Here is a 19,694-nt window from a genome sequence, read left to right as displayed (position 1 = left end):
GGCGGCGGGACCGCCCGGTCCCACCGCCCTCACCAGCGGATACGTGTTACGCGTCGCCGCCCGCCGCGCCCGGGTCCGCCGCCGACACGTCGAGCAGCTGGTAGCGGTCCACGGCCTGCTTCAGGGCCGACCGGTCGATCTTGCCGTCGCGGGCCAGCTCGGTGAGGACCGCCAGCACGATCGACTGGGCGTCGATGTGGAAGAAGCGGCGGGCCGCGCCCCGTGTGTCCGCGAAGCCGAAGCCGTCCGCGCCCAGCGAGGTGTAACGGCCCGGCACCCAGCGGGAGATCTGGTCCGGCACCGAGCGCATCCAGTCCGAGACCGCCACGAACGGGCCCTGGGCCGCCTGCAGCTTGCGGGTCACGTACGGGACGCGCTGCTCCTCGTCCGGGTGGAGCAGGTTGTGCTCCTCGACGGCCACGGCCTCGCGGCGCAGCTCGTTCCAGGACGTGGCCGACCAGACGTCGGCGCGCACGTTCCACTCCTCGGCGAGGATCCGCTGGGCCTCCAGGGCCCACGGCACGCCGACGCCGGAGGCCATGATCTGCGCGGGGATCGCCCCGGACTCGCCGGCCTTGTAGCGGTAGATGCCCTTGAGGATGCCCTCGGCGTCCACGTTCTCGGGCTCGGCCGGGTGCTGGATCGGCTCGTTGTAGACCGTCAGGTAGTAGAAGACGTCCTCGGCCTGGGGGCCGTACATCCTCCGCAGACCGTCCTGCACGATGTGCGCGATCTCGAAGCCGAAGGCCGGGTCGTACGCGACACAGCCCGGGTTGGTCGAGGCCAGCAGGTGCGAGTGGCCGTCGGCGTGCTGGAGGCCCTCACCGGTCAGCGTGGTGCGGCCGGCGGTGGCGCCCAGCACGAAGCCGCGCGCGAGCTGGTCGGCCATCTGCCAGAACTGGTCGCCGGTCCGCTGGAAGCCGAACATCGAGTAGAAGACGTAGACCGGGATGAGCGGCTCGCCGTGCGTCGCGTACGCCGAGCCCGCGGCGATCAGCGAGGCCGTGCAGCCGGCCTCCGAGATGCCGTCGTGCAGCATCTGACCGGTCGGGGACTCCTTGTACGCGAGGAGCAGCTCGCGGTCCACGGCCTCGTACTGCTGCCCGAGCGGGTTGTAGATCTTGGCGCTCGGGAAGAACGAGTCCATGCCGAAGGTGCGGTACTCGTCCGGCGCGATCAGCACGAAACGCCTGCCGATCTCCTTGTCCCGCATCAGGTCCTTGAGCAGCCGGACGAAGGCCATGGTGGTGGCGATCGACTGCTGGCCGGAGCCCTTCTTCACCGCGGCGTACGTCTTGTCCTCGGGCAGCGCCAGCGGCTTGGCGCGCACCACACGGGTCGGGACGTACCCGCCGAGCGCCTTGCGGCGGTCGTGCATGTACTGGATCTCCTCGGAGTTCCGTCCCGGGTGGTAGTACGGCGGCAGGCCGTCCTCCAGCTGCTTGTCCGTGACCGGGATGTGCAGCCGGTCACGGAAGCGCTTGAGGTCGTCGACCGTCAGCTTCTTCATCTGGTGGGTGGCGTTGCGGCCCTCGAAGTTGGGGCCCAGCGTCCAGCCCTTGACCGTCTTGGCCAGGATCACCGTCGGCTGGCCCTTGTGGGCCTTGGCCGCCGAGAACGCGGCGAAGATCTTCTTGTGGTCGTGACCGCCGCGGCCCAGGTGCAGGATCTGGTCGTCGGTCATGTTCTCGACCATGGCCCGCAGCCGCTGGTCGTCGCCGAAGAAGTGGTCGCGGATGTACGCGCCGGTCTCCGTCGCGTACGTCTGGTACTGCCCGTCCGGCGTGGTGTTCATCCGGTTGACGAGCACGCCGTCGCGGTCCTGCGCGAGCAGCGGGTCCCAGGAGCGGTCCCAGACCAGCTTGATGACGTTCCAGCCGGCGCCGCGGAAGACCGACTCCAGCTCCTGGATGACCTTGCCGTTGCCGCGCACCGGGCCGTCGAGGCGCTGCAGGTTGCAGTTGACGACGAAGGTGAGGTTGTCCAGGTTCTCCCGGGCCGCGATGGTCAGCTGGCCGAGCGACTCCGGCTCGTCCATCTCGCCGTCGCCGAGGAAGGCCCACACGTGCGACTTGGAGGTGTCCGCGATGCCGCGCGCCTCCATGTAGCGGTTCATCCGGGCCTGGTAGATCGCGCCGAGCGGGCCGAGACCCATCGAGACGGTCGGGAACTCCCAGAAGTCCGGCATCAGCCGCGGGTGCGGGTACGAGGACAGCCCGTTCGGGTACTTCGACTTCTCCTGGCGGAACGCGTCGAGCTGGGTCTCGCTCAGTCGGTCCAGCAGGAAGGCGCGGGCGTAGATGCCGGGGGAGGCGTGCCCCTGGAAGAAGATCTGGTCGCCGCCGTCACCCTCGTCCTTGCCGCGGAAGAAGTGGTTGAAGCCGACGTCGTACAGCGAGGCGGAGGACGCGAAGGTCGCGATGTGGCCGCCGACGCCGATGCCGGGGCGCTGGGCGCGCGAGACCATGACGGCCGCGTTCCACCGGGTGGCGTTGAGGACCTTGCGCTCGATCTCCTCGTTGCCGGGGAAGAAGGGCTCGTCCCTCGTCGCGATCGTGTTGACGTAGTCCGTGCTGCGCATCTCGGGCACCGCGACCCGCTTCTCGCGGGCCCGCTCGATCAGCCGCAGCATGAGGTAACGGGCCCGCTCCCGGCCCCGCTCGTCCACGGCGGCGTCCAGGGAGTCGAGCCATTCCTGGGTCTCTTCGGGATCGAAATCCGGGACCTGGCTGGGAAGGCCGCCAATGATGATCGGGTTGCGATCGGATGCGGAAGCCACGCTGTTCCTTCGCTGGTCGGTGGAGCCCACGGGGAGGGACCCGCGGAGGCCGGGATGACCATCGTGTACCCCGCCGACGGCAAACGTCATCTTTACCGTGGGGTAACCCTCCCGAGGCGCCTTGTTCGGTCAAATCGCAACCTTACGCCCATCCCGCGCATGCGTTTCGTCAGTACGTTCGGCAGACTGAAGCCGCAGAGTCCCGTAATCCGGGGCGAAGCGTGCATGATTCGTCACGGAGCGCGACGGGCGCTCGCCGGAAGTTGCGGCGAGACGGCCCCAAACGTCACCGTTTCGGCGGTCTCCATGGCCGGGCACTTGCGCGATCCGCCCCGGCCCGTGTGGACTACGGCCAGCGCCGCGCGCACGCGCGCGGCCGAAGCATTTTTCCGAAGACGATCAGGAGGCAAGCCGTGAGCGCGACCGCGGACCACGCGGAGGAGCGGACCAACCCGGCAGCGAGGCTGGGGTTCGAGCCCGGACAGGTGGTCCAGGAGATCGGCTACGACGACGACGTAGACCACGATCTCCGTGAAGGCATCGAGTCCCTCATCGGCCAGGAACTCGTGGACGAGGACTACGACGACGTCGCCGACGTCGTACTGCTGTGGTTCCGTGACGAGGACGGTGATCTCACCGACGCCCTGGTGGACGCCATCGGTTTTCTGGAGGACGGCGGCATGATCTGGCTGCTGAACCCGAAGACCGGTCGCGACGGCTACATCGAGCCGAGCGACATCAACGATGCCGCGCAGACCGCCGGTCTCTCCCAGACCAAGAGCATCAGCGTCGCGAAGGACTGGGTGGGCACTCGCCTCATCAGCCCCAAGCGCTGAATCTCATCAGCCCCAAGCGCTGAATCCGTACGTTGCACGGAGCCCCCGCCGGTCACGACCGGCGGGGGCTCTACGCGTGCCCGCCGCCCCTTAGGGTGGGTTTCACCGGATCGGACCAAGCGCTGGGACGCCGGGCGAAGGGATGCGTACGTGATGGCGATCGAGATCGGTGCCCAGGCCCCGGACTTCGAGCTGAAGGACAACCACGGGCGGACCGTGCGGCTCTCCGACTTCTCCGGGGACTCCCCGGACAGCCGGAACGTGGTGCTGTTCTTCTACCCCTTCGCCTTCACCGGGGTGTGCACCGGCGAGCTGCGCGAGCTCCGCGACCACCTGGACACCTTCGTCAACGACGACACCCAGCTGCTGGCGGTCTCCAACGACTCCATCCACACCCTGCGCGTCTTCGGCGAGCAGGAGGGGCTGGAGTTCCCGCTGCTCTCCGACTTCTGGCCGCACGGCGCGGCCTCCCGCGCCTACGGCGTGTTCGACGAGGAGAAGGGCTGCGCGGTCCGCGGCACCTTCGTCATCGACAGGGCGGGAACGGTCCGCTGGTCGGTCGTCAACGCCCTCCCGGACGCCCGTGACCTCGACGGCTACATCAAGGCGCTCGCGGCCCTCTGAGGGTCCGGCCGGGGGCTACCGGTCCAACACTCGGGCGAAACGTCTGTTTGTGCGGGGAACCCGTCACTAGGATCCAGACGTTGATCCGATGCCAACGCACGACTGGGGGCACGACCCCTGGAAAACAATGGAGGGACTCGTGGGAGTCAGCCTCAGCAAGGGCGGCAACGTCTCGCTGACCAAGGAGGCCCCTGGCCTGACCGCCGTCACCGTCGGTCTGGGCTGGGACGTCCGCACCACCACCGGTACGGACTTCGACCTCGACGCCAGCGCCATCCTGGTGAACGCGGAGGGCAAGGTCCGCAACGACCAGGACTTCGTGTTCTTCAACAACCTGAAGAGCGCCGACGGCTCCGTCGAGCACACCGGTGACAACCTCACCGGCGAGGGCGAGGGTGACGACGAGCAGGTCAAGGTCGACCTGGCCAATGTCCCGGCGGACGTCGCCAAGATCGTCTTCCCGGTCTCGATCTACGACGCCGACAACCGGCAGCAGTCCTTCGGCCAGGTGCGCAACGCCTTCATCCGCGTCGTGAACCAGGCCGGCGGCGCCGAGATCGCGCGGTACGACCTCTCCGAGGACGCCTCGACCGAGACCGCCATGGTCTTCGGCGAGCTGTACCGCAACGGTGCGGAGTGGAAGTTCCGCGCCGTCGGCCAGGGCTACGCCTCGGGTCTGCGCGGCATCGCGCAGGACTTCGGCGTCAACGTCTGACCGACGCCTTCACATCCGTCCGGCGCCGCACCCTCTCGTGCGGCGCCGGACGTGCCTGACCAGCAGTCATCACCGGGGAGGAACCACCGTCATGGGCGTCACGCTCGCCAAGGGAGGCAATGTCTCCCTCTCCAAGGCCGCACCCAACCTCACCCGGGTCCTGGTGGGTCTCGGCTGGGACGCGCGCTCCACCACCGGAGCCCCCTTCGACCTCGACGCCAGCGCGCTGCTGTGCCAGTCGGGCCGGGTGCTCGGCGACGAGTACTTCGTCTTCTACAACAACCTCACGAGCCCCGAAGGCTCGGTCGAACACACCGGCGACAACCTCACCGGTGAGGGTGACGGCGACGACGAGTCGCTCATCGTGGACCTCCACAAGGTCCCGGCCCACTGCGACAAGATCATCTTCCCCGTCTCGATCCACGAGGCCGACAACCGGGGCCAGTCGTTCGGCCAGGTGGCGAACGCGTTCATCCGCGTCGTGAACCAGACCGACGGCCAGGAACTCGCCCGCTACGACCTCTCCGAGGACGCCTCCACGGAGACCGCGATGATCTTCGGCGAGCTCTACCGGTACAACGGCGAATGGAAGTTCCGGGCGGTGGGACAGGGGTACGCGTCGGGCCTCCGGGGCATCGCTCTAGACTTCGGGGTCAACGTTTCGTAAAGCCGCGTTATCAACGATGGGGTAGACAGTGGTTCTGAAAACCTTCGGCTGGTCGTTCGCGATCACTGCGCTCGGTCTGGTCGCAGCCGTGATCTACGGGGGGTGGGAGGCATTCGGGGTCGTCGCGATCCTCTGCATCCTCGAGATCTCGCTGTCCTTCGACAACGCGGTGGTCAACGCCGGAATCCTGAAGAAGATGAACGCCTTCTGGCAGAAGATCTTCCTCACGATCGGTGTGCTCATCGCCGTCTTCGGCATGCGGCTGGTCTTCCCCGTCGTGATCGTCGCGATCAGCGCCAAGATCGGCCCCATCGAGGCCGTCGACCTCGCGCTGAACGACGCCGACCGTTACCAGGAACTGGTCACCGACGCGCACCCGTCGATCGCCGCCTTCGGTGGCATGTTCCTCCTGATGATCTTCCTCGACTTCATCTTCGAGGACCGTGACATCCAGTGGCTGCGCTGGATCGAGCGCCCGCTCGCCAAGCTGGGCAAGGTCGACATGCTGTCGGTCTGCATCGCCCTGATCGTCCTGCTCGTCACCTCGATGACCTTCGCGACCCACGCCCACCAGCACGGCGGCGCGCACGTCGACAAGGCCCAGACGGTCCTGATCTCCGGCATCGCCGGCCTCATCACGTACCTGATCGTCGGCGGTCTCTCCGGCTACTTCGAGAACAAGCTGGAGGAGGAAGAGGAGCGCGAGCACGAGGCCGAGGAAGCGGCCAAGCGCAGCGGCAAGAAGGTTTCCGCGGTCCAGCTCGCCGGCAAGGCCGCGTTCTTCATGTTCCTCTACCTGGAGGTCCTCGACGCCTCCTTCTCCTTCGACGGCGTCATCGGCGCCTTCGCCATCACCAACGACATCGTCCTGATGGCCCTCGGCCTCGGCGTCGGCGCCATGTACGTGCGTTCGCTCACCGTCTACCTGGTCCGCCAGGGCACCCTCGACGACTACGTCTACCTGGAGCACGGCGCCCACTACGCGATCGGCGCCCTGGCCGTGGTCCTCATGGTCACCATCCAGTACGAGATCCCCGAGATCGTCACCGGCGGCATCGGCGTCGCCCTCATCGGCTGGTCCTTCTGGTCCTCCGTACGGCGCAACAAGGCGCTCGCCGCGGCAGGCGGGAACGCCGATTCCTCGGACGACAAGACCGGGGTGCCGTCGGGGGTGTGACACCCCCGACAATGAGGAACGCTTCACTGCGGGGCGGCCGGTGCACCCGGCCGCCCCGCGGCGTGTGTCAGGGGTGGGCGACGAGTGGGGGGTGAAGGCGCATGGCCTTCTGGGACAACCTGTTTCCGGGCCGGGTGGACGAGTTCGCGGCGGGTACCGGCTCGCACTCCATCGACCTGACCAGACGCCGCCCCACGATCTCCCTCAGCAAGCAGGGCGCCGCCACGGGCAACCTCCGGGTCAACCTCTCCTGGCGCATGCGCACCTCCGACATCGGAGGCCGCCCCCGCCAGTCCGGCAGCCTGCTGCGCCACCCCTCGCGGCTCTTCAAGCCCGAGGAGGTCCAGGCGCACACCCAGGGCGTCGTCAACGTCGACCTCGACCTCGGCTGCCTCTACGAGATGGCCGACGGCAGCAAGGGCGTGGTGCAGCCGCTCGGCGGCTTCATGGGCGAGCTGAACGAACCGCCGTACGTCCGGCTCAGCGGCGACGACCGCTTCGGGGCGCCCTCCGGCGAGACGATCTTCGTCAACCTCGACCACGTGGACGAGATCAAGCGCCTGCTCTTCTTCGTCTACATCTACGACCAGACACCGGCCTTCGACCGCACCCACGCCAAGGTCACGCTCTACCCGAGCAACGGCCCGCGGATCGAGATCGAGCTGGACGAGCACGCCCCGCAGGCCCGCTCCTGCGCGGTCTTCAGCGTCGAGAACATCAAGGGCGAGCTGACCGTCCGCCGCGAGGTGCGGTTCGTGTACGGCTTCCAGGCCGAGCTGGACCGGCTGTACGGCTGGGGCCTCCAGTGGGGCCGCGGCTACAAGTCGAAGACCTGACGCCCGTCCGGCCCCCCGGGGTCACCGGACGAACTGCGGCCCCATCGGAGGCATCCGGAACTCGCGCACCGGCTGCGGATAGCCGTACGCCGGCGGCGTGGCCGGCACCGGGGCGGGCACCGGCGCCGTCGCCGGGAGCGGGGGAGCGGCCGGCTGCGGCGGCACGACCGGGACAGGCGGCGGGGTCACCGGGCCCGCCGGGCCCCGCACCGCCTCGATCGGCTGCACCATCGTCGCGTCGGGGTCGTGCCCGGCCGCCGGGGCGTCCCGCGGCCCGCCGTCCTCGGGGCCCTCGGCCCCTCCGGCCCCTCCAGCCCCTCCAGCCACTCCTTCGACGGAATCGTCGACCGAGACCCCGAAGTCCGTCGCGAGACCCACCAGGCCGGTCGGATAGCCCTGACCGACCGCCCGGAACTTCCAGCCGTCCCCGCGCCGGTACAGCTCACCGCAGATGATCGCGGTCTCCTCGCCGGTCTCCGCCGACACGTCGAAGACCGCCAGGGGGTCCCGGTCACCGGCGCCCGGCGCCCCGTCGTACAGCAGGATCCGCAGGTCGGAGACCGAACGGAAGGTGTCACCGTCCGATGAGGCCGCGAGCACCACCCGGTCGACCGAGGCGTCGAGGACGCCCAGGTCGGCCTCCACCGTGTCGGTGAGCCCCTCCGGCACCCGCTTCTTGTGGGGCAGCCTGCGCACCAGCCCCGACGGATGCCGGAGCTGGTTGTAGAAGATGAAGTCCTCGTCGGACCGCACGCGCCCGTCCACGCCGAGCAGCAGCGCCGAGGCGTCCACGTCGGGCACCCCGGGGCCCGGAGTCCAGCGGAGCACGGCCCGTACGGCCGCGGTGTCGAGAGGGACGTTGGAGCCCTTCAGCATCGCGTGCGTCATGCCCGTCATCATTCCTGCCCGGCCGCCTTCCGGACAACGCGGGGGGCCGGATACGGACGAGTTACCTGAACTTCACGCACGTGGGGAACTCCGGACACCCTCACCTACGTACTATTACCGGCCACATCTCATCAGGGCTTCCCGGGCCAGTCGGGGGAGATACATGCGTCATTTCGGGCACATCCCGGTCGCCACGCGGACCAGGCTGTTCCATCAGGAGCCGGCCGCGTTCACGGCCGACTCCGCCGCGCGCACGCTCGCCGTGGCCCTGGGTGCCACGCTCTACAGCCCGGCCACCCGGCCGCGGCTCGCCGACGACGTGCGCAAACAGGTCACACGGGGAGTGGCCTCCATGGTGCTCTGCCTGGAGGACTCCATCAGCGACGCCGAGGTGGAGGCGGGCGAGACCAACCTCGTCCGGCAGTTCGCCGACCTCGCCGCCGGCAGCGGCCCGGACGGCACCGACCTGCCCCTGCTCTTCATCCGGGTCCGCGAACCCGGCCAGATCACCGACCTCGTCGACCGCCTCGGTGAAACGGTTCGCCTGCTGTCCGGATTCGTACTCCCCAAATTCACCGAGAACCGGGGCCGCGCCTTCCTCGAAGCGCTCGCCGCCGCCGAGCGGAACTGCGGCCGCCGCCTCTTCGCCATGCCCGTCCTGGAGTCCTCCGAGCTCCTCCACCTGGAGACCCGGGCCGAGACCCTGGCCGGCATCGCCTCGATCACCGGCAAGTACCGCGACCGCGTCCTCGCCCTGCGCCTCGGCGTCACCGACTTCTGCTCCCACTACGGGCTGCGCCGCTCCCCCGACATGACCGCGTACGACGTCAAGCTGGTCGCCGACGTCATCGCCGACGTCGTCAACGTCCTCGGCCGCTCCGACGGCACCGGCTTCACCATCACCGGCCCCGTCTGGGAGTACTTCCGCCCCGGCGAGCGCATGTTCAAGCCGCAGCTCCGCCGCAGCCCCTTCCTGGAGGGCCGCGCCGAGGACCTGCGCACCGCGCTCATCGAGCACGACCTCGACGGACTGCTGCGCGAGATCGAACTCGACCGCGCCAACGGCCTGCTCGGCAAGACCTGCATCCACCCCACCCACGTGCCCCCCGTGCACGCCCTCTCCGTGGTCAGCCACGAGGAGTTCAGCGACGCCCAGGACATCCTGCGGCCGGAACGCGGCGGTGGCGGGGTGCTCCGCTCCGCGTACACGAACAAGATGAACGAGGTGAAGCCGCACCGCGCGTGGGCCGAACGGACCCTGCTGCGCGCCGAGGTCTTCGGCGTCGCGCGCGAGGACGTCGGCTTCGTGGAGCTGCTCACCGCCGGCCTCGCCGGCTGACGGAAGGCTGAAGAACTCCGATGGAAACGGTGTGGTCGGGAACCTGGGTCGCGGAGCGACTGGGCGTCGAACTGATCGGCGACAAGGAGCTGCCGGGCCTGCTGGGCCTCGCACTGCGCCGCAACCCCAAGCGGGCGCATCTGCTGGTCTCCAACGTGCTCGGCAAGCACGTGCCGCAGCGCCCCTCGGTCGTCCGGGACGCCGGCCACGACCTGGGCGTACGGGTACGGCGCCTGCTCGGCGACGAGGAGGCGGCACGGGCCGTCGTCCTCGGGTACGCCGAGACCGCCACCGGCCTCGGCCACAGCGTCGCCGACGGCCTCGCCCTCGCCCCGTACCTCCACTCCACCCGGCGCCCCGTCGACGGCGTCGCCACCGCGGGCGGCTTCGAGGAGTCCCACTCCCACGCCACCTCCCACCTGCTGCTCCCCGAGGACCCCAAACTGCTCGCCGGAGACGGCCCGCTGGTCCTCGTCGACGACGAGTTCTCCACCGGCAACACGGTCCTCAACACCATCCGTGACCTGCACGAACGCCACCCCCGCGACCGGTACGTGGTCGTCGCCCTCGTCGACATGCGCACCCCCGCCGACCGGGCCCGGCTCACCGCCTTCGCCGACGCCCTCGGCGCCCGCGTCGACCTGATCACCCTCGCCGCGGGCACCGTGGACCTCCCGGACGGCGTCCTCGCCCAGGGCCAGGCACTCGTCGCCCGCCACGAGACCACCGCCCCCGCCGCACCGACCGCCCCGCCCACCGGACCCGCGCCCCGGCCCCGGCGGATCGCCCTCGACTGGCCGGCCGGCCTGCCCGACGGCGGCCGCCACGGCTTCACCCCCGAGCACCGGGAACGCCTGGAGGCGGCCCTGCCCGCGATGGCGGCACGGATAGCGGAGGCGCTGGAGGACGGCGCAGGCGATTCGCCCGCCCGGATCACCCCCGCCCAGGCCGCCCCCGCCCACGCCCCCCGCGTCCTCGTCCTCGGCTTCGAGGAGCTCATGTACACCCCGCTGCGCCTCGCCGGTGAGCTGGAGCGGACCGGCGCCGCCGAGGTGCGCTACTCGACCACCACCCGCTCGCCCGTCCTCGCCGTCGACGACCCCGGCTACGCCATAAGGACCCGGCTGGTCTTCCCGGCGCACGACCGGCCCGCCGACGGCCCCGGCGAGCGGTACGCGTACAACGTGGCCGGCGGCGGCTTCGACGCGGTCGTCGCCGTCGTCGACTCGGTCGCCGACACCCCGGAACTGCACGCGCCGGACGGACTCCTCGCCCAGCTCGCGGCCCACATACCCCGGGTCGTGCTGGCCGTCGTCCCCTCGTACACCCCCCAGGTCACCGAAGCTCCCGAAAGGAGCTCCATGCTGCCCGAGCCCCTCCGCGGCCCCGCCTTCTCCTCGTACGCGCCCGAGGAGGTCGGCTGGCTGCTCCAGGACCTCTCGGACGTGGAGCTGGAGGCCCCGACCGAGGAGCGGGAGGAGGCCATCCAGAGCGGCGGCGCGCACTACGCCGAGTCGCTGCCGGTCGAGTACCAGCCCAGCGAGCGGTACCAGGAGCTGTTCCAGGCCGCCCTGGACGGCTCCGCCGCCCGGATCGCCCGGGCCGTCGGCACCGTCACCGAGACGGTCCTCGCCGAGCGCGGCAAGCGGCCCGTCCTGGTCTCCCTCGCCCGGGCCGGCACCCCCGTCGGCGTCCTGATGCGCCGCTGGGCACTGCACCGGCACGGCCTGGAGCTCCCGCACTACGCCGTCTCCATCGTGCGCGGCCGCGGCATCGACGCCAACGCGCTGCGCTGGCTCGCCGCCCACCACGACCCGGCCGATGTCGTCTTCGTCGACGGCTGGACCGGAAAGGGCGCCATCACACGCGAACTCGCCGAAGCGCTCAAGGAGTTCGACGGCTTCGACCCGGAGGTCGCGGTCCTCGCCGACCCCGGCTCCTGCGTCCGCGTCTACGGCACCCGCGAGGACTTCCTCATCCCCTCCGCCTGCCTCAACTCCACGGTCTCCGGCCTGATCTCGCGCACGGTCCTGCGCTCCGACCTGGTCGGCCCGCACGACTTCCACGGCGCCAAGTTCTACCGGGAGCTGGCCGGCGCGGACGTCTCCGGCGCCTTCCTCGACGCCGTCGCGGCCCGCTTCGACGAGGTCGCCGCCGACGTCGACGAGGACGTCACCAAGCTGCTCGCCACCGACCGCACCCCCACCTGGGAGGGCTGGAGCGCCGTCGAGCGGATCAGCGAGGAGTACGGCATCCACGACGTGAACCTGGTCAAGCCGGGCGTCGGCGAGACCACCCGGGTACTGCTGCGCCGGGTCCCCTGGAAGATCCTGGCCAAGCGGGGCGCGAGCGCCGACCTGGCCCACGTGAGGCTGCTCGCCGAACAGCGGGGCGTACCGGTCGAGGAGGTCGACGACCTGCCGTACAGCTGCGTCGGACTGATCCACCCCCAGTACACGCGCGGGGCGACCGGCGCCGACGGCACGGCGGTGGCGACCCGATGAACGCGATCCCGAAGCCCGCCGGGTCCGAGCCCTCCGGCTCCGCGTCCACCGTCCTGGTCGCCAGCGACCTCGACCGCACCCTCATCTACTCCACGGCCGCCCTCTCCCTCGGCATGCCCGACGCCCAGGCGCCCCGGCTGCTGTGCGTGGAGGTCCACGAGTCCAAGCCGCTCTCGTACCTGACCGAGAGCGCCGCCGACGAACTGCGCGCGCTGGCCGCCGAGACGGTCTTCGTCCCGGCCACCACCCGGACCCGCAAGCAGTACCAGCGCATCCGGCTGCCCGGCGACACGCAGCCGAAGTACGCGATCTGCGCCAACGGCGGGCACCTGCTCGTCGACGGCGTCACCGACCCCGCCTGGCACGCGGAGGTGCTCCGCCGGGTCGCCGAGTCCTGCGCCCCGCTCTCCGAGGTCCGCGCCTACTTCACCGCCACCACCGACCTGTCCTGGGTGCGCAAGCACCGCGTCGCCGAGGACCTGTTCGCCTACCTCGTCGTCGAACGGGAGCGGCTGCCCGAGGAGTGGCTCGCCCGCTTCACCGAGTGGGCCGGCGAGCGCGGCTGGACCGTCTCGCTCCAGGGCCGCAAGGTGTACGCCGTGCCCCGGCCGCTCACCAAGAGCGCGGCCGTACGCGAGGTCGCCCGCCGCACCGGCGCCACCCTCACCCTCGCCGCGGGCGACTCCCTCCTCGACGCCGACCTCCTCCTCGCCGCCGACCGGGGCTGGCGCCCGGGCCACGGCGAACTCGCCGACGCCGACTGGACGGCGCCGCACGTGGAGGCCCTGGCCGAACGGGGCGTGGCGGCGGGCGAGGAGATCCTGCGCCGCTTCCGGACCACGGCCCGGGCCCACACCGCACCCCGCCTCAACGGCGCGCCCGCCGCGCTCCCGGACCCGGCCTGACGGCCCGTACGCCCGGGAAGGTGACCAGACCGGGACCGGGACCGGGGCCGGGACAGGGGCCGGTCCCGGGGCCCGGGGCGGTGTCGGCTATCTGCTCAAGGACCGGGTGGCGCAGGTCGACGAGTTCCTGGAGGCGCTGGAACGGGTCGGGGAGGGGCGGACCGCCTTCGACCCGGAGGTCGTCCGGCGGCTCCTCGTCCACTCCTCCCACACCGACCCGCTGGCCCGCCTCACCCCCCGGGAAGGGGAGGTCCTCGCGGCGATGGCGCAGGGCCACACCAACGCGACCGTGGCGGCACGGCTGCACGTGTCGTTGAGCGCGGTGGAGAAACACATCAACGCGATCTTCGACAAGCTGGAGCTGACGGGCCGCAGCGAGGGCTACAGCAAGCGGGTCCTGGCGGTCCTGCGCTACCTGGACAGCTGAAGGACCGCCCGGCGGGCGTCAGCCGCAGCAGCCTCCGCCGCAGCACCCGCCCCCGCCCCCGCCGGGCGCGGGCGCGGAACCCTTCCCGCCGCCGACCGCGACGGCGGAGAGCAGCTTGACGGTGTCGTCGTGCCCGGAGGGGCAGGCGGCGGGGGCGGACGACTCGGCCATGGGACGGCTGAGCTCGAAGGTGTCGCCGCAGGTCCGGCAGCGGTACTCGTAACGAGGCATGGACACAGGTTACGGCGTACCCCTACGGCTTTCCCCGCTCCTCCCGGATCTGTTCGACGACCCGGCCGGCCGCGGCCCGGATCGCCTCCAGCTCGCTCAGGAAGGCCCAGTAGTCGGGATGCCGCCCGCTGTCGAGGGTGCCCACGGCCCGGTCGATCCGGGCGACGGCCTCGTCGAGGGGCCGGGCGTGTCGGGGATCGGGGGTGGAGCGCCCCGCCATGGCGAGCCGCTGGGCGTCCCGTACGGCGAAGCGGGTGCGGTCGATCTCGGCCTGCGGGTCCTTGGCGACGGCGTTCAGGCGGCGCAGCCGCTCCCCGGCGGCGGCCACGCCCTCGTCGGCGGTGTTGAGCAGGGCGCGGGCGGTGGCGAGCAGCGAGGTGGCGTCGGGCCAGCGCTGCTCGTCGCGCGCCTTGACGGCCTCGGCCAGCCGCTCCTCGGCCTGGCGGGCGGCGGTGGCGGCCTCCTCGGGCACATGCTGGAGGTCCTGCCAGCAGGCGGCCGAGAACCGGCGGCGCAGCTCGGACAGGACCGGCTCGACGCCGTCGGCGCGGGTGGCGAGGGCCTGGGCGCGGGTACGGAGCGAGACGAGCCGCTTGTCGATCTCGGCGGCCCGCTCGGGCACCCGTACCGCCTCGGCACGCACCGCCTCGGCCTCCCGGAGCATCCGGTCGGCCCGCTGGAGCGTCTCGGCGACGCCGTGCCGCCCGGCGCCTTCGTTGAGCCGGGTCAGCTCGGGCCCGAGCAGCGCGAGCCGCCGCGCGAGCTCGTCCGCCCGGAACCCCTGCTCCCTGGTGGCGTCGAGCGCGACCGCCGCCCCGCGCAGCGCCTGCCGGGCCCGCTCGACGGCGGGGGCGAGCCGGGCCAGCTGGGTCTCCGCCCGGTCGATCAGCGGCGCGAGCCCCTGCTCGAACCGGTCGAGCTCGCCCTTGACCCCGACCAGCTGGTCCCGGGCCCGCTCCAGCTCGACCTTGGCCCGCCCGGCGGCGGCGGCGTCGAGCTCGACCCGATCGAGATCATGCCCGTCGACGGCCTCGATGTAGACATGGCTGACCTCGTCGATCCGCCGCCCCAGCGCGGCGAACCCCTCCACCGCACGCCGGGCGTCGGCGGAGTCGTCGGCGGCGGTGATCGTCTCGATGGAGATCCGCAGCCCGCGCTGCGCGGTGTCCAGCTCGTAGAAGGCCGCCGCGGCGGCATCCTTCGCGGCCTGCGCCTCGGCCCGCCGGCTCTCGTCCCGCCCCCCGAACCACCGCCGGGTCCCACCCCCGGCGAAGGCGCCCGGCAACAGCGCGACGACAAGCAGCGGCAAGGCGACCCCCAGCCGAACCACACTGGTGATCCCGGGCGTCGCCCCGCCCCTGTCCTCGGTCGCCGCCACGTTCCCTCTCCCGTGCTGTGTCCGCCCTGCCCGGTCCGCTACATTCTCCCACCCGCTACTGACGAAGACACGACCCGTCCAGTTCACCCGAACCCCCACCGACTTCCCCACCCCCCATCGGTTTGCGATCCCCACGGGTCCGCCATGTACGCTGTTGCTTCACTCCACGGGTGCGTAGCTCAGGGGTAGAGCGCTGCTCTTACAAAGCAGATGTCGGCGGTTCGAAACCGTCCGCGCCCACCAGCGAAACCGCCCAAGGGCCCTGCTCGGATGATGTTCCATCCATCGGAGCGGGGCCCTTGGCGTTCGTAGGGGCTCCTGAAGATCCCCGGACGATCACGGGGTTCGCCCCACGCGGAGGGCGGTCGCCGGTCCCGGCGGGTCAGTGGGTTCTCCTCGGGGAGATCGCGTGGGCGGCCAGTGTCAGGACGCTCAGGCCGAACATCAGGACGCCCAGCGGTACATGCACCGACGGTACGCGTGCGATGCCCAGGATCACCTGCGCCGAGGCCAGGAGCAGGAAGCCGGTCGCGTACAGGATGGGGCGCGGGCTGCCGCCGCCCGGGCGCCACGCCAGGATCGCCGCGAGCAGGTAGAGCATCGACGCGCCGTACATCACGCGTGCTCCTATGCCGTGCAGCAGCTCGCCGTGCGAGGAGGTCAGCAGGATGCCCGCCGTCGTCGCCTGGAAGAAGAGGGTGAGGGTCTGCAGGGCCGCCGTGACGCGGAGGAAGGTGATCGTCGGGCGGGGGGATGAACCGGACTGGGTCGGCTGGGTTGTCTGCGTGGTCACCTTGTGGCCTCTGTTCTGTCTCGTGGTGGTCGGTCGGTACCTTCTCGGTAGTTCGACGACGTAGGGGTGGGGAATGTCAGGTGGGGGTCGTACGGCCGGTCTGGACGGGGGTGACGTCGGCGTGCTCGTCTCGGAGCGGCGGCGGCTCACCGATCTCGCCTACCGGCTGCTCGGGTCGCTCGCCGAGGCTGAGGACGCCGTCCAGGAGACGTACGCCCGCTGGTACGCGATGCCGCCGGAGCGGCGGGCGGCCGTGCGGGCGCCGGGGGCCTGGCTGACCACCGTGGCCGGGCGGGTCTGTCTCGATCTGCTCGGTTCGGCGCGCGTCCGGCGGGAGCGGTACGTCGGTGCCTGGCTGCCGGAGCCGTTGCCCGACCGTACGGAGTGGGGTGGCGGTACGGTCTCGGATCCCGCGGACCGGGTGACCCTGGACGAGTCCGTCAACATGGCCTTCCTCGTCGTCCTGGAGGCGATGACGCCCGCCGAGCGCGTCGCCTTCGTCCTCCACGACGTCTTCGGGTACCCCTTCGCCGAGGTCGCCGCGATCGTCGGCCGGACGCCCGCGGCCTGCCGTCAGCTGGCCTCCTCCGCGCGCCGTCGGATCGGCGCCGCCAAGGCGCCCGCCGTCCCCGCCGTCGCCGGACAGGCGGGTGTGGTGCGGGAGTTCAAGGAGGCGTGGGAGGCGAAGAACATCGAGGCGCTCGTCGGGCTGCTCGATCCCGACGCCGTCATGACCGCCGACGGCGGCGGCCTCGTCGGCACCGTCCTGCGTCCGGTCGAGGGCGGCGGCCGGATCGCCGACTACCTGCTCTTCATCGCCGGCAAGGCCCCCGGACTACGGCTCCTGGAACGCTCGGTCAACGGCCGGCCCGGTCTCGTCGCCCAGCTCGGCGACGTCATCGTGACCGTCGCCGCGTTCGACCTCGGCGAGGAGGACGGCAGGGTCCGGCGGATCTGGGTGGTGCGCAATCCGGAGAAGCTCCGGCCCTGGGGCCGTGAGGGGCGGGCGGTCGGCGCGGGTTGACTCGTGGACGGGCGCGGCGGTGTACTCCCCGCATGGATCAGGTGGGGGACGCGCCCGAAGTCGGGGCGCCGAGCGGTGAGATGACGCCGCAGATGTACGTGGAGACGCGGCTCACGCAGTACCAGGAGTGGTACGACCGCAAGGCCACCAAGATGAAGGCGATGCATCTGCGGATGCGTACCGTCTCGGTGGTCGGGGGCGCGCTCGTGCCCGTGCTCGTCAACCTCGACCTCGGGTTCGCGCGGATCACCGCGACCGTGATCAGTCTGGTCGTGGTGGCGTCCGTGTCGCTGGAGAGCGTCTACCGCTATCGCGAGCAGTGGAAGAACTACCGGTCGACCGAGCAGCTGCTCGGCCACGAGCGGGTCTATTTCGCCGCCCGCGTCGGGCCGTACCACCGGCTCTCGGACCGGGACTCCTTCACGACGCTGGTCGCGCGCGTGGAGAAGGCGATCGCCAGCGAGAACTCGGCCACGCTCAACGTCATGACCCTCGGCGGGCAGGTCAGCACCGAGCTGCAGCAGTACGGGCTCCCCTCGCAGCGCGAGGAGAGCCCGACGGGGCCGACGGGGCCGAAGGGGCCGAAGGAGTCGAACGGCTCAGCCGGTTCCGACGGTCCAGCCGGTCAGGCCGGGCCTGACGGTCCCGCCGTCAGCACATGACGTAGTCGACCCGGGTCGAGTTGTACGAGCACGTGTCGATCCGCGCGCCGTTGGACTTGCGCAGCGTCGCCGTGTCCCGGTCGTTGTTCCACACGTACGCGCCGCGGCCCTGGTAGAGGTTGGCGGCGGTGTTCGTGCCCCGGCCGGTGCGGACGGTGACCGTCTTGCCCTTGCCGAGGGTGAAGTTGCCGAAGGTGTACTTGTGGTTCGACGCGTCCGTCAGCGTCCAGCCCCGCAGGCTGACCGCCGCGCCGGTGGTGTTGCGTATCTGCACGTACTCGGCGTTGAGGCTGGCCGTGCTCCGGGTGTCCGAGCCCGGGCTGTCGTAGTAGATCTTGTACAGGTGGACGGAGCCGGCCGCCTGGGCGGGCGAGGGCAGCAGGAGCAGGCCGGCTGCGGCGGCAGCGGCGGCGGCCGCGACGGTGCGCGTACGGAGCATGGGTGTCCCTTGGCGTGGTGGGGCGGATGCGGTGGTGACGGGCCGGGCCCGCCCCGACGGGCGCCCGGCGCGGACACAGAATACGCACGCTCTTCACAACTTCCGCACCACGTTCCGGAAATGAGCGGCAGGCGGCTGGAAGTGGATCCTCGGCGCCCGCCCCCTGTCCTCACGCGTCGAAGTCGTACTCCAGGACGTACGACGCCGAGTCCAGCGTCATCTCGTTGAGCTCGACCGGAACTCCCTTTTCCGTGAGGGCCGTCCGGCTGATCAGGATCACCGGCGTGCCGAACTCCAGCGCCAGGCGCGCCGATTCCTCGGCCGTCGGCATCCGGCAGCGGATCTCCTCGCGGAAGCGCGTCGGCCGGTGGCCGAGTTCGGTCAGGCGGGCGTAGGTGCCGCCAGGGCCGGTGTCCGGTTCCGTGATCGCCGTGCCCTCGGCGAGGGCCGCCGGGAGGTACGAGACGGAGAACAGCACAGGCTTGTCGTCCAGCACGAAGCGCCGGCTGCGCACGCAGACCGCCGCGTCGGGCGAGGCCAGGCCGAGCACCCTGGCCACCCGCGCCCCCGCCGGCGCGGCGGCCCGGACCTCGATCTCGTCCACGAGGAGGGACCGGTCCTCGATGTCCGCCGACCAGACCGAACGCCCCGCGCCCCAGTGCGCGTGGGACAGCCGGGGGATGCCGCGGCGGCGCAGCGGGCGGAACGTGCGGACGAAGACCCCGGCGCCCTTGCGGGCCTCCGCCAGGCCCTCGTTGCGCAGGACGGACAGGGCCTGGCGGGCGGTCATCCGGGCCACGTCGTAGGTGGACATCAGATCGTTCTCGCCGGGGAGGCGGTCGCCCGGCGCGAAGTCACCCGACTGGATCGCGGTTCTCAACTCGTCGGCGATGCGCTGGTACTTGGGCCGACGACCGCTGTCCTGGTCAGTCATGGGTGGACCACTCCCTTCCGTCTGCGGGACACCCTACGGCCCGGTTCCGCGGGGTGGTGTACACCTGTGCGCCGTCCCGCGCCGCCGATCCATCCTTCGGGGGACATCTCTAGAGATGCGTTGACACAGGGGGGTCTCAGGGCTTCTCTGGGTGTATCTATCTGATCTCTGCCGGATCGCTGTCAGATCGCTGTCAGATCTCTGCGTAAGGGGACGGAGGGAAAGCGTGCAGCCCGTGCCCGAGGTCGGTGACCTCGTCCGTGATACCGCCACCGGGCGGGTCGGCTTCTACGTCGACAGCGTCTCCGGCCAGTTCCTCATCCGGCCTGTCAACGGCGGCTGCGCATGGAAGGCCGAGCCCGCCGACGTGCAGCTCGCCACGCCCCTGCGGGAGCTGCGCGCCCGCGCCGCCGAGATCAACGCGCGCAGCAGACGGAGCCTCGGCGGCTGACGCCGCCGGCACGCGCTACAGGGGCCGGCACGTCGTACGCGGCCCGCGCGGCGGACGCCGCTGGCATTGTCAGTGGGGCGCGTCA

19 protein-coding genes, 1 tRNA gene and 1 pseudogene are annotated in these 19,694 nt (G+C 71.1%); 14 read left to right on the top strand and 7 right to left on the bottom strand.

Going from position 1 to position 19,694, the window contains the following annotated elements; translation table 11 throughout:
- Positions 1 to 46: 46 nt before the first annotated feature.
- Entirely contained in the window at positions 47 to 2,779 is a 2,733-nt protein-coding gene (gene aceE, locus ACZ3ZE_RS03010; RefSeq protein WP_363291238.1) for a pyruvate dehydrogenase (acetyl-transferring), homodimeric type, read from the bottom strand.
- A gap of 413 nt (positions 2,780 to 3,192) precedes the next feature.
- On the opposite strand from aceE, the gene ACZ3ZE_RS03005 reads away from it, so the two are divergent.
- The 6 genes from ACZ3ZE_RS03005 (at position 3,193) to ACZ3ZE_RS02980 (ending at position 7,634) form a co-directional block, all read left to right on the top strand.
- Positions 3,193 to 3,615 carry a DUF3052 domain-containing protein gene (locus tag ACZ3ZE_RS03005; protein WP_361163530.1) on the top strand — a complete coding sequence of 141 codons (423 nt, stop codon included), beginning with the start codon at positions 3,193 to 3,195 and terminating at the stop codon, positions 3,613 to 3,615.
- A 153-nt stretch (positions 3,616 to 3,768) separates the two neighbouring features.
- Positions 3,769 to 4,239: a peroxiredoxin gene (locus ACZ3ZE_RS03000; protein ID WP_361163532.1), complete on the top strand. Its 471-nt coding sequence runs from the start codon at positions 3,769 to 3,771 to the stop codon at positions 4,237 to 4,239.
- Positions 4,240 to 4,378: 139 nt separating this feature from the next.
- On the top strand, positions 4,379 to 4,954 hold the full coding sequence (locus tag ACZ3ZE_RS02995) for a TerD family protein (RefSeq protein ID WP_361163534.1): 576 nt from the start codon (positions 4,379 to 4,381) through the stop codon (positions 4,952 to 4,954).
- A 91-nt stretch (positions 4,955 to 5,045) separates the two neighbouring features.
- Entirely contained in the window at positions 5,046 to 5,621 is a 576-nt protein-coding gene (locus ACZ3ZE_RS02990) for a TerD family protein (RefSeq protein ID WP_361163536.1), read from the top strand.
- Between the two features lie 28 nt (positions 5,622 to 5,649).
- Positions 5,650 to 6,798, top strand: a complete 1,149-nt coding sequence (locus ACZ3ZE_RS02985) for a DUF475 domain-containing protein (RefSeq protein WP_361163538.1) — start codon at positions 5,650 to 5,652, stop codon at positions 6,796 to 6,798.
- 101 nt (positions 6,799 to 6,899) lie between these two features.
- Positions 6,900 to 7,634, top strand: coding sequence for a TerD family protein (locus ACZ3ZE_RS02980; RefSeq protein ID WP_361163540.1), 735 nt, complete (start codon positions 6,900 to 6,902; stop codon positions 7,632 to 7,634).
- Positions 7,635 to 7,655: 21 nt separating this feature from the next.
- On the opposite strand, the gene ACZ3ZE_RS02975 is transcribed toward ACZ3ZE_RS02980, so the two are convergent.
- Complete coding sequence (locus tag ACZ3ZE_RS02975) at positions 7,656 to 8,531, bottom strand: TerD family protein (RefSeq protein WP_467257125.1); 876 nt, start codon at positions 8,529 to 8,531, stop codon at positions 7,656 to 7,658.
- 154 nt (positions 8,532 to 8,685) lie between these two features.
- On the opposite strand from ACZ3ZE_RS02975, the gene ACZ3ZE_RS02970 reads away from it, so the two are divergent.
- From ACZ3ZE_RS02970 to ACZ3ZE_RS02955, 4 genes and pseudogenes are all read left to right on the top strand, one after another.
- Positions 8,686 to 9,861, top strand: a complete 1,176-nt coding sequence (locus ACZ3ZE_RS02970) for an HpcH/HpaI aldolase/citrate lyase family protein (protein WP_361163544.1) — start codon at positions 8,686 to 8,688, stop codon at positions 9,859 to 9,861.
- A gap of 20 nt (positions 9,862 to 9,881) precedes the next feature.
- Positions 9,882 to 12,365, top strand: coding sequence for a phosphoribosyltransferase (locus ACZ3ZE_RS02965; RefSeq protein ID WP_442303857.1), 2,484 nt, complete (start codon positions 9,882 to 9,884; stop codon positions 12,363 to 12,365).
- On the top strand, positions 12,362 to 13,270 hold the full coding sequence (locus ACZ3ZE_RS02960) for an HAD family hydrolase (RefSeq protein ID WP_467257123.1): 909 nt from the start codon (positions 12,362 to 12,364) through the stop codon (positions 13,268 to 13,270). The genes ACZ3ZE_RS02965 and ACZ3ZE_RS02960 overlap by 4 nt, the downstream gene beginning before the upstream one ends.
- A 67-nt stretch (positions 13,271 to 13,337) precedes the next feature.
- Positions 13,338 to 13,697, top strand: a pseudogene (locus ACZ3ZE_RS02955) (response regulator transcription factor); the annotation flags it as partial.
- Positions 13,698 to 13,715: 18 nt separating this feature from the next.
- Here ACZ3ZE_RS02955 and ACZ3ZE_RS02950 read toward each other — a convergent pair.
- The gene (locus tag ACZ3ZE_RS02950; protein ID WP_467257121.1) at positions 13,716 to 13,928 is read right to left on the bottom strand and encodes an FmdB family zinc ribbon protein; all 213 of its coding nucleotides are present in this window, start codon (positions 13,926 to 13,928) and stop codon (positions 13,716 to 13,718) included.
- Positions 13,929 to 13,950: 22 nt separating this feature from the next.
- Entirely contained in the window at positions 13,951 to 15,306 is a 1,356-nt protein-coding gene (locus ACZ3ZE_RS02945; RefSeq protein WP_467257119.1) for a hypothetical protein, read from the bottom strand.
- A gap of 168 nt (positions 15,307 to 15,474) precedes the next feature.
- On the opposite strand from ACZ3ZE_RS02945, the gene ACZ3ZE_RS02940 reads away from it, so the two are divergent.
- Positions 15,475 to 15,549 (top strand) — tRNA-Val (locus ACZ3ZE_RS02940).
- A gap of 139 nt (positions 15,550 to 15,688) precedes the next feature.
- On the opposite strand, the gene ACZ3ZE_RS02935 is transcribed toward ACZ3ZE_RS02940, so the two are convergent.
- Positions 15,689 to 16,099, bottom strand: coding sequence for a hypothetical protein (locus ACZ3ZE_RS02935; protein ID WP_467257117.1), 411 nt, complete (start codon positions 16,097 to 16,099; stop codon positions 15,689 to 15,691).
- A gap of 73 nt (positions 16,100 to 16,172) precedes the next feature.
- Here ACZ3ZE_RS02935 and sigJ point away from each other — a divergent pair, with 73 nt between their 5' ends.
- Together sigJ and ACZ3ZE_RS02925 are read left to right on the top strand one after the other, a co-directional pair.
- Positions 16,173 to 17,123, top strand: a complete 951-nt coding sequence (gene sigJ, locus ACZ3ZE_RS02930; RefSeq protein ID WP_363292179.1) for an RNA polymerase sigma factor SigJ — start codon at positions 16,173 to 16,175, stop codon at positions 17,121 to 17,123.
- Positions 17,124 to 17,155: 32 nt separating this feature from the next.
- The gene (locus ACZ3ZE_RS02925) at positions 17,156 to 17,785 is read left to right on the top strand and encodes a DUF4231 domain-containing protein (RefSeq protein WP_361163554.1); all 630 of its coding nucleotides are present in this window, start codon (positions 17,156 to 17,158) and stop codon (positions 17,783 to 17,785) included.
- On the opposite strand, the gene ACZ3ZE_RS02920 is transcribed toward ACZ3ZE_RS02925, so the two are convergent.
- Positions 17,775 to 18,224 carry a lamin tail domain-containing protein gene (locus ACZ3ZE_RS02920; RefSeq protein ID WP_361163556.1) on the bottom strand — a complete coding sequence of 150 codons (450 nt, stop codon included), beginning with the start codon at positions 18,222 to 18,224 and terminating at the stop codon, positions 17,775 to 17,777. The two genes, ACZ3ZE_RS02925 and ACZ3ZE_RS02920, sit on opposite strands and share 11 nt — an antisense overlap.
- A gap of 169 nt (positions 18,225 to 18,393) precedes the next feature.
- A complete protein-coding gene (locus tag ACZ3ZE_RS02915; protein ID WP_467257115.1) occupies positions 18,394 to 19,158 on the bottom strand; it encodes a GntR family transcriptional regulator in 765 nt (254 codons plus the stop codon).
- A 226-nt stretch (positions 19,159 to 19,384) separates the two neighbouring features.
- On the opposite strand from ACZ3ZE_RS02915, the gene ACZ3ZE_RS02910 reads away from it, so the two are divergent.
- The gene (locus tag ACZ3ZE_RS02910; protein ID WP_361163560.1) at positions 19,385 to 19,609 is read left to right on the top strand and encodes a hypothetical protein; all 225 of its coding nucleotides are present in this window, start codon (positions 19,385 to 19,387) and stop codon (positions 19,607 to 19,609) included.
- The last annotated feature ends 85 nt before the right edge of the window (positions 19,610 to 19,694 follow it).

The sequence above is a fragment of the Streptomyces sp. NPDC023157 genome, assembly GCF_055560575.1.
Note: the sequence above shows the minus strand (reverse complement) of the source record. Positions and strands in the feature narration are given on the sequence as shown.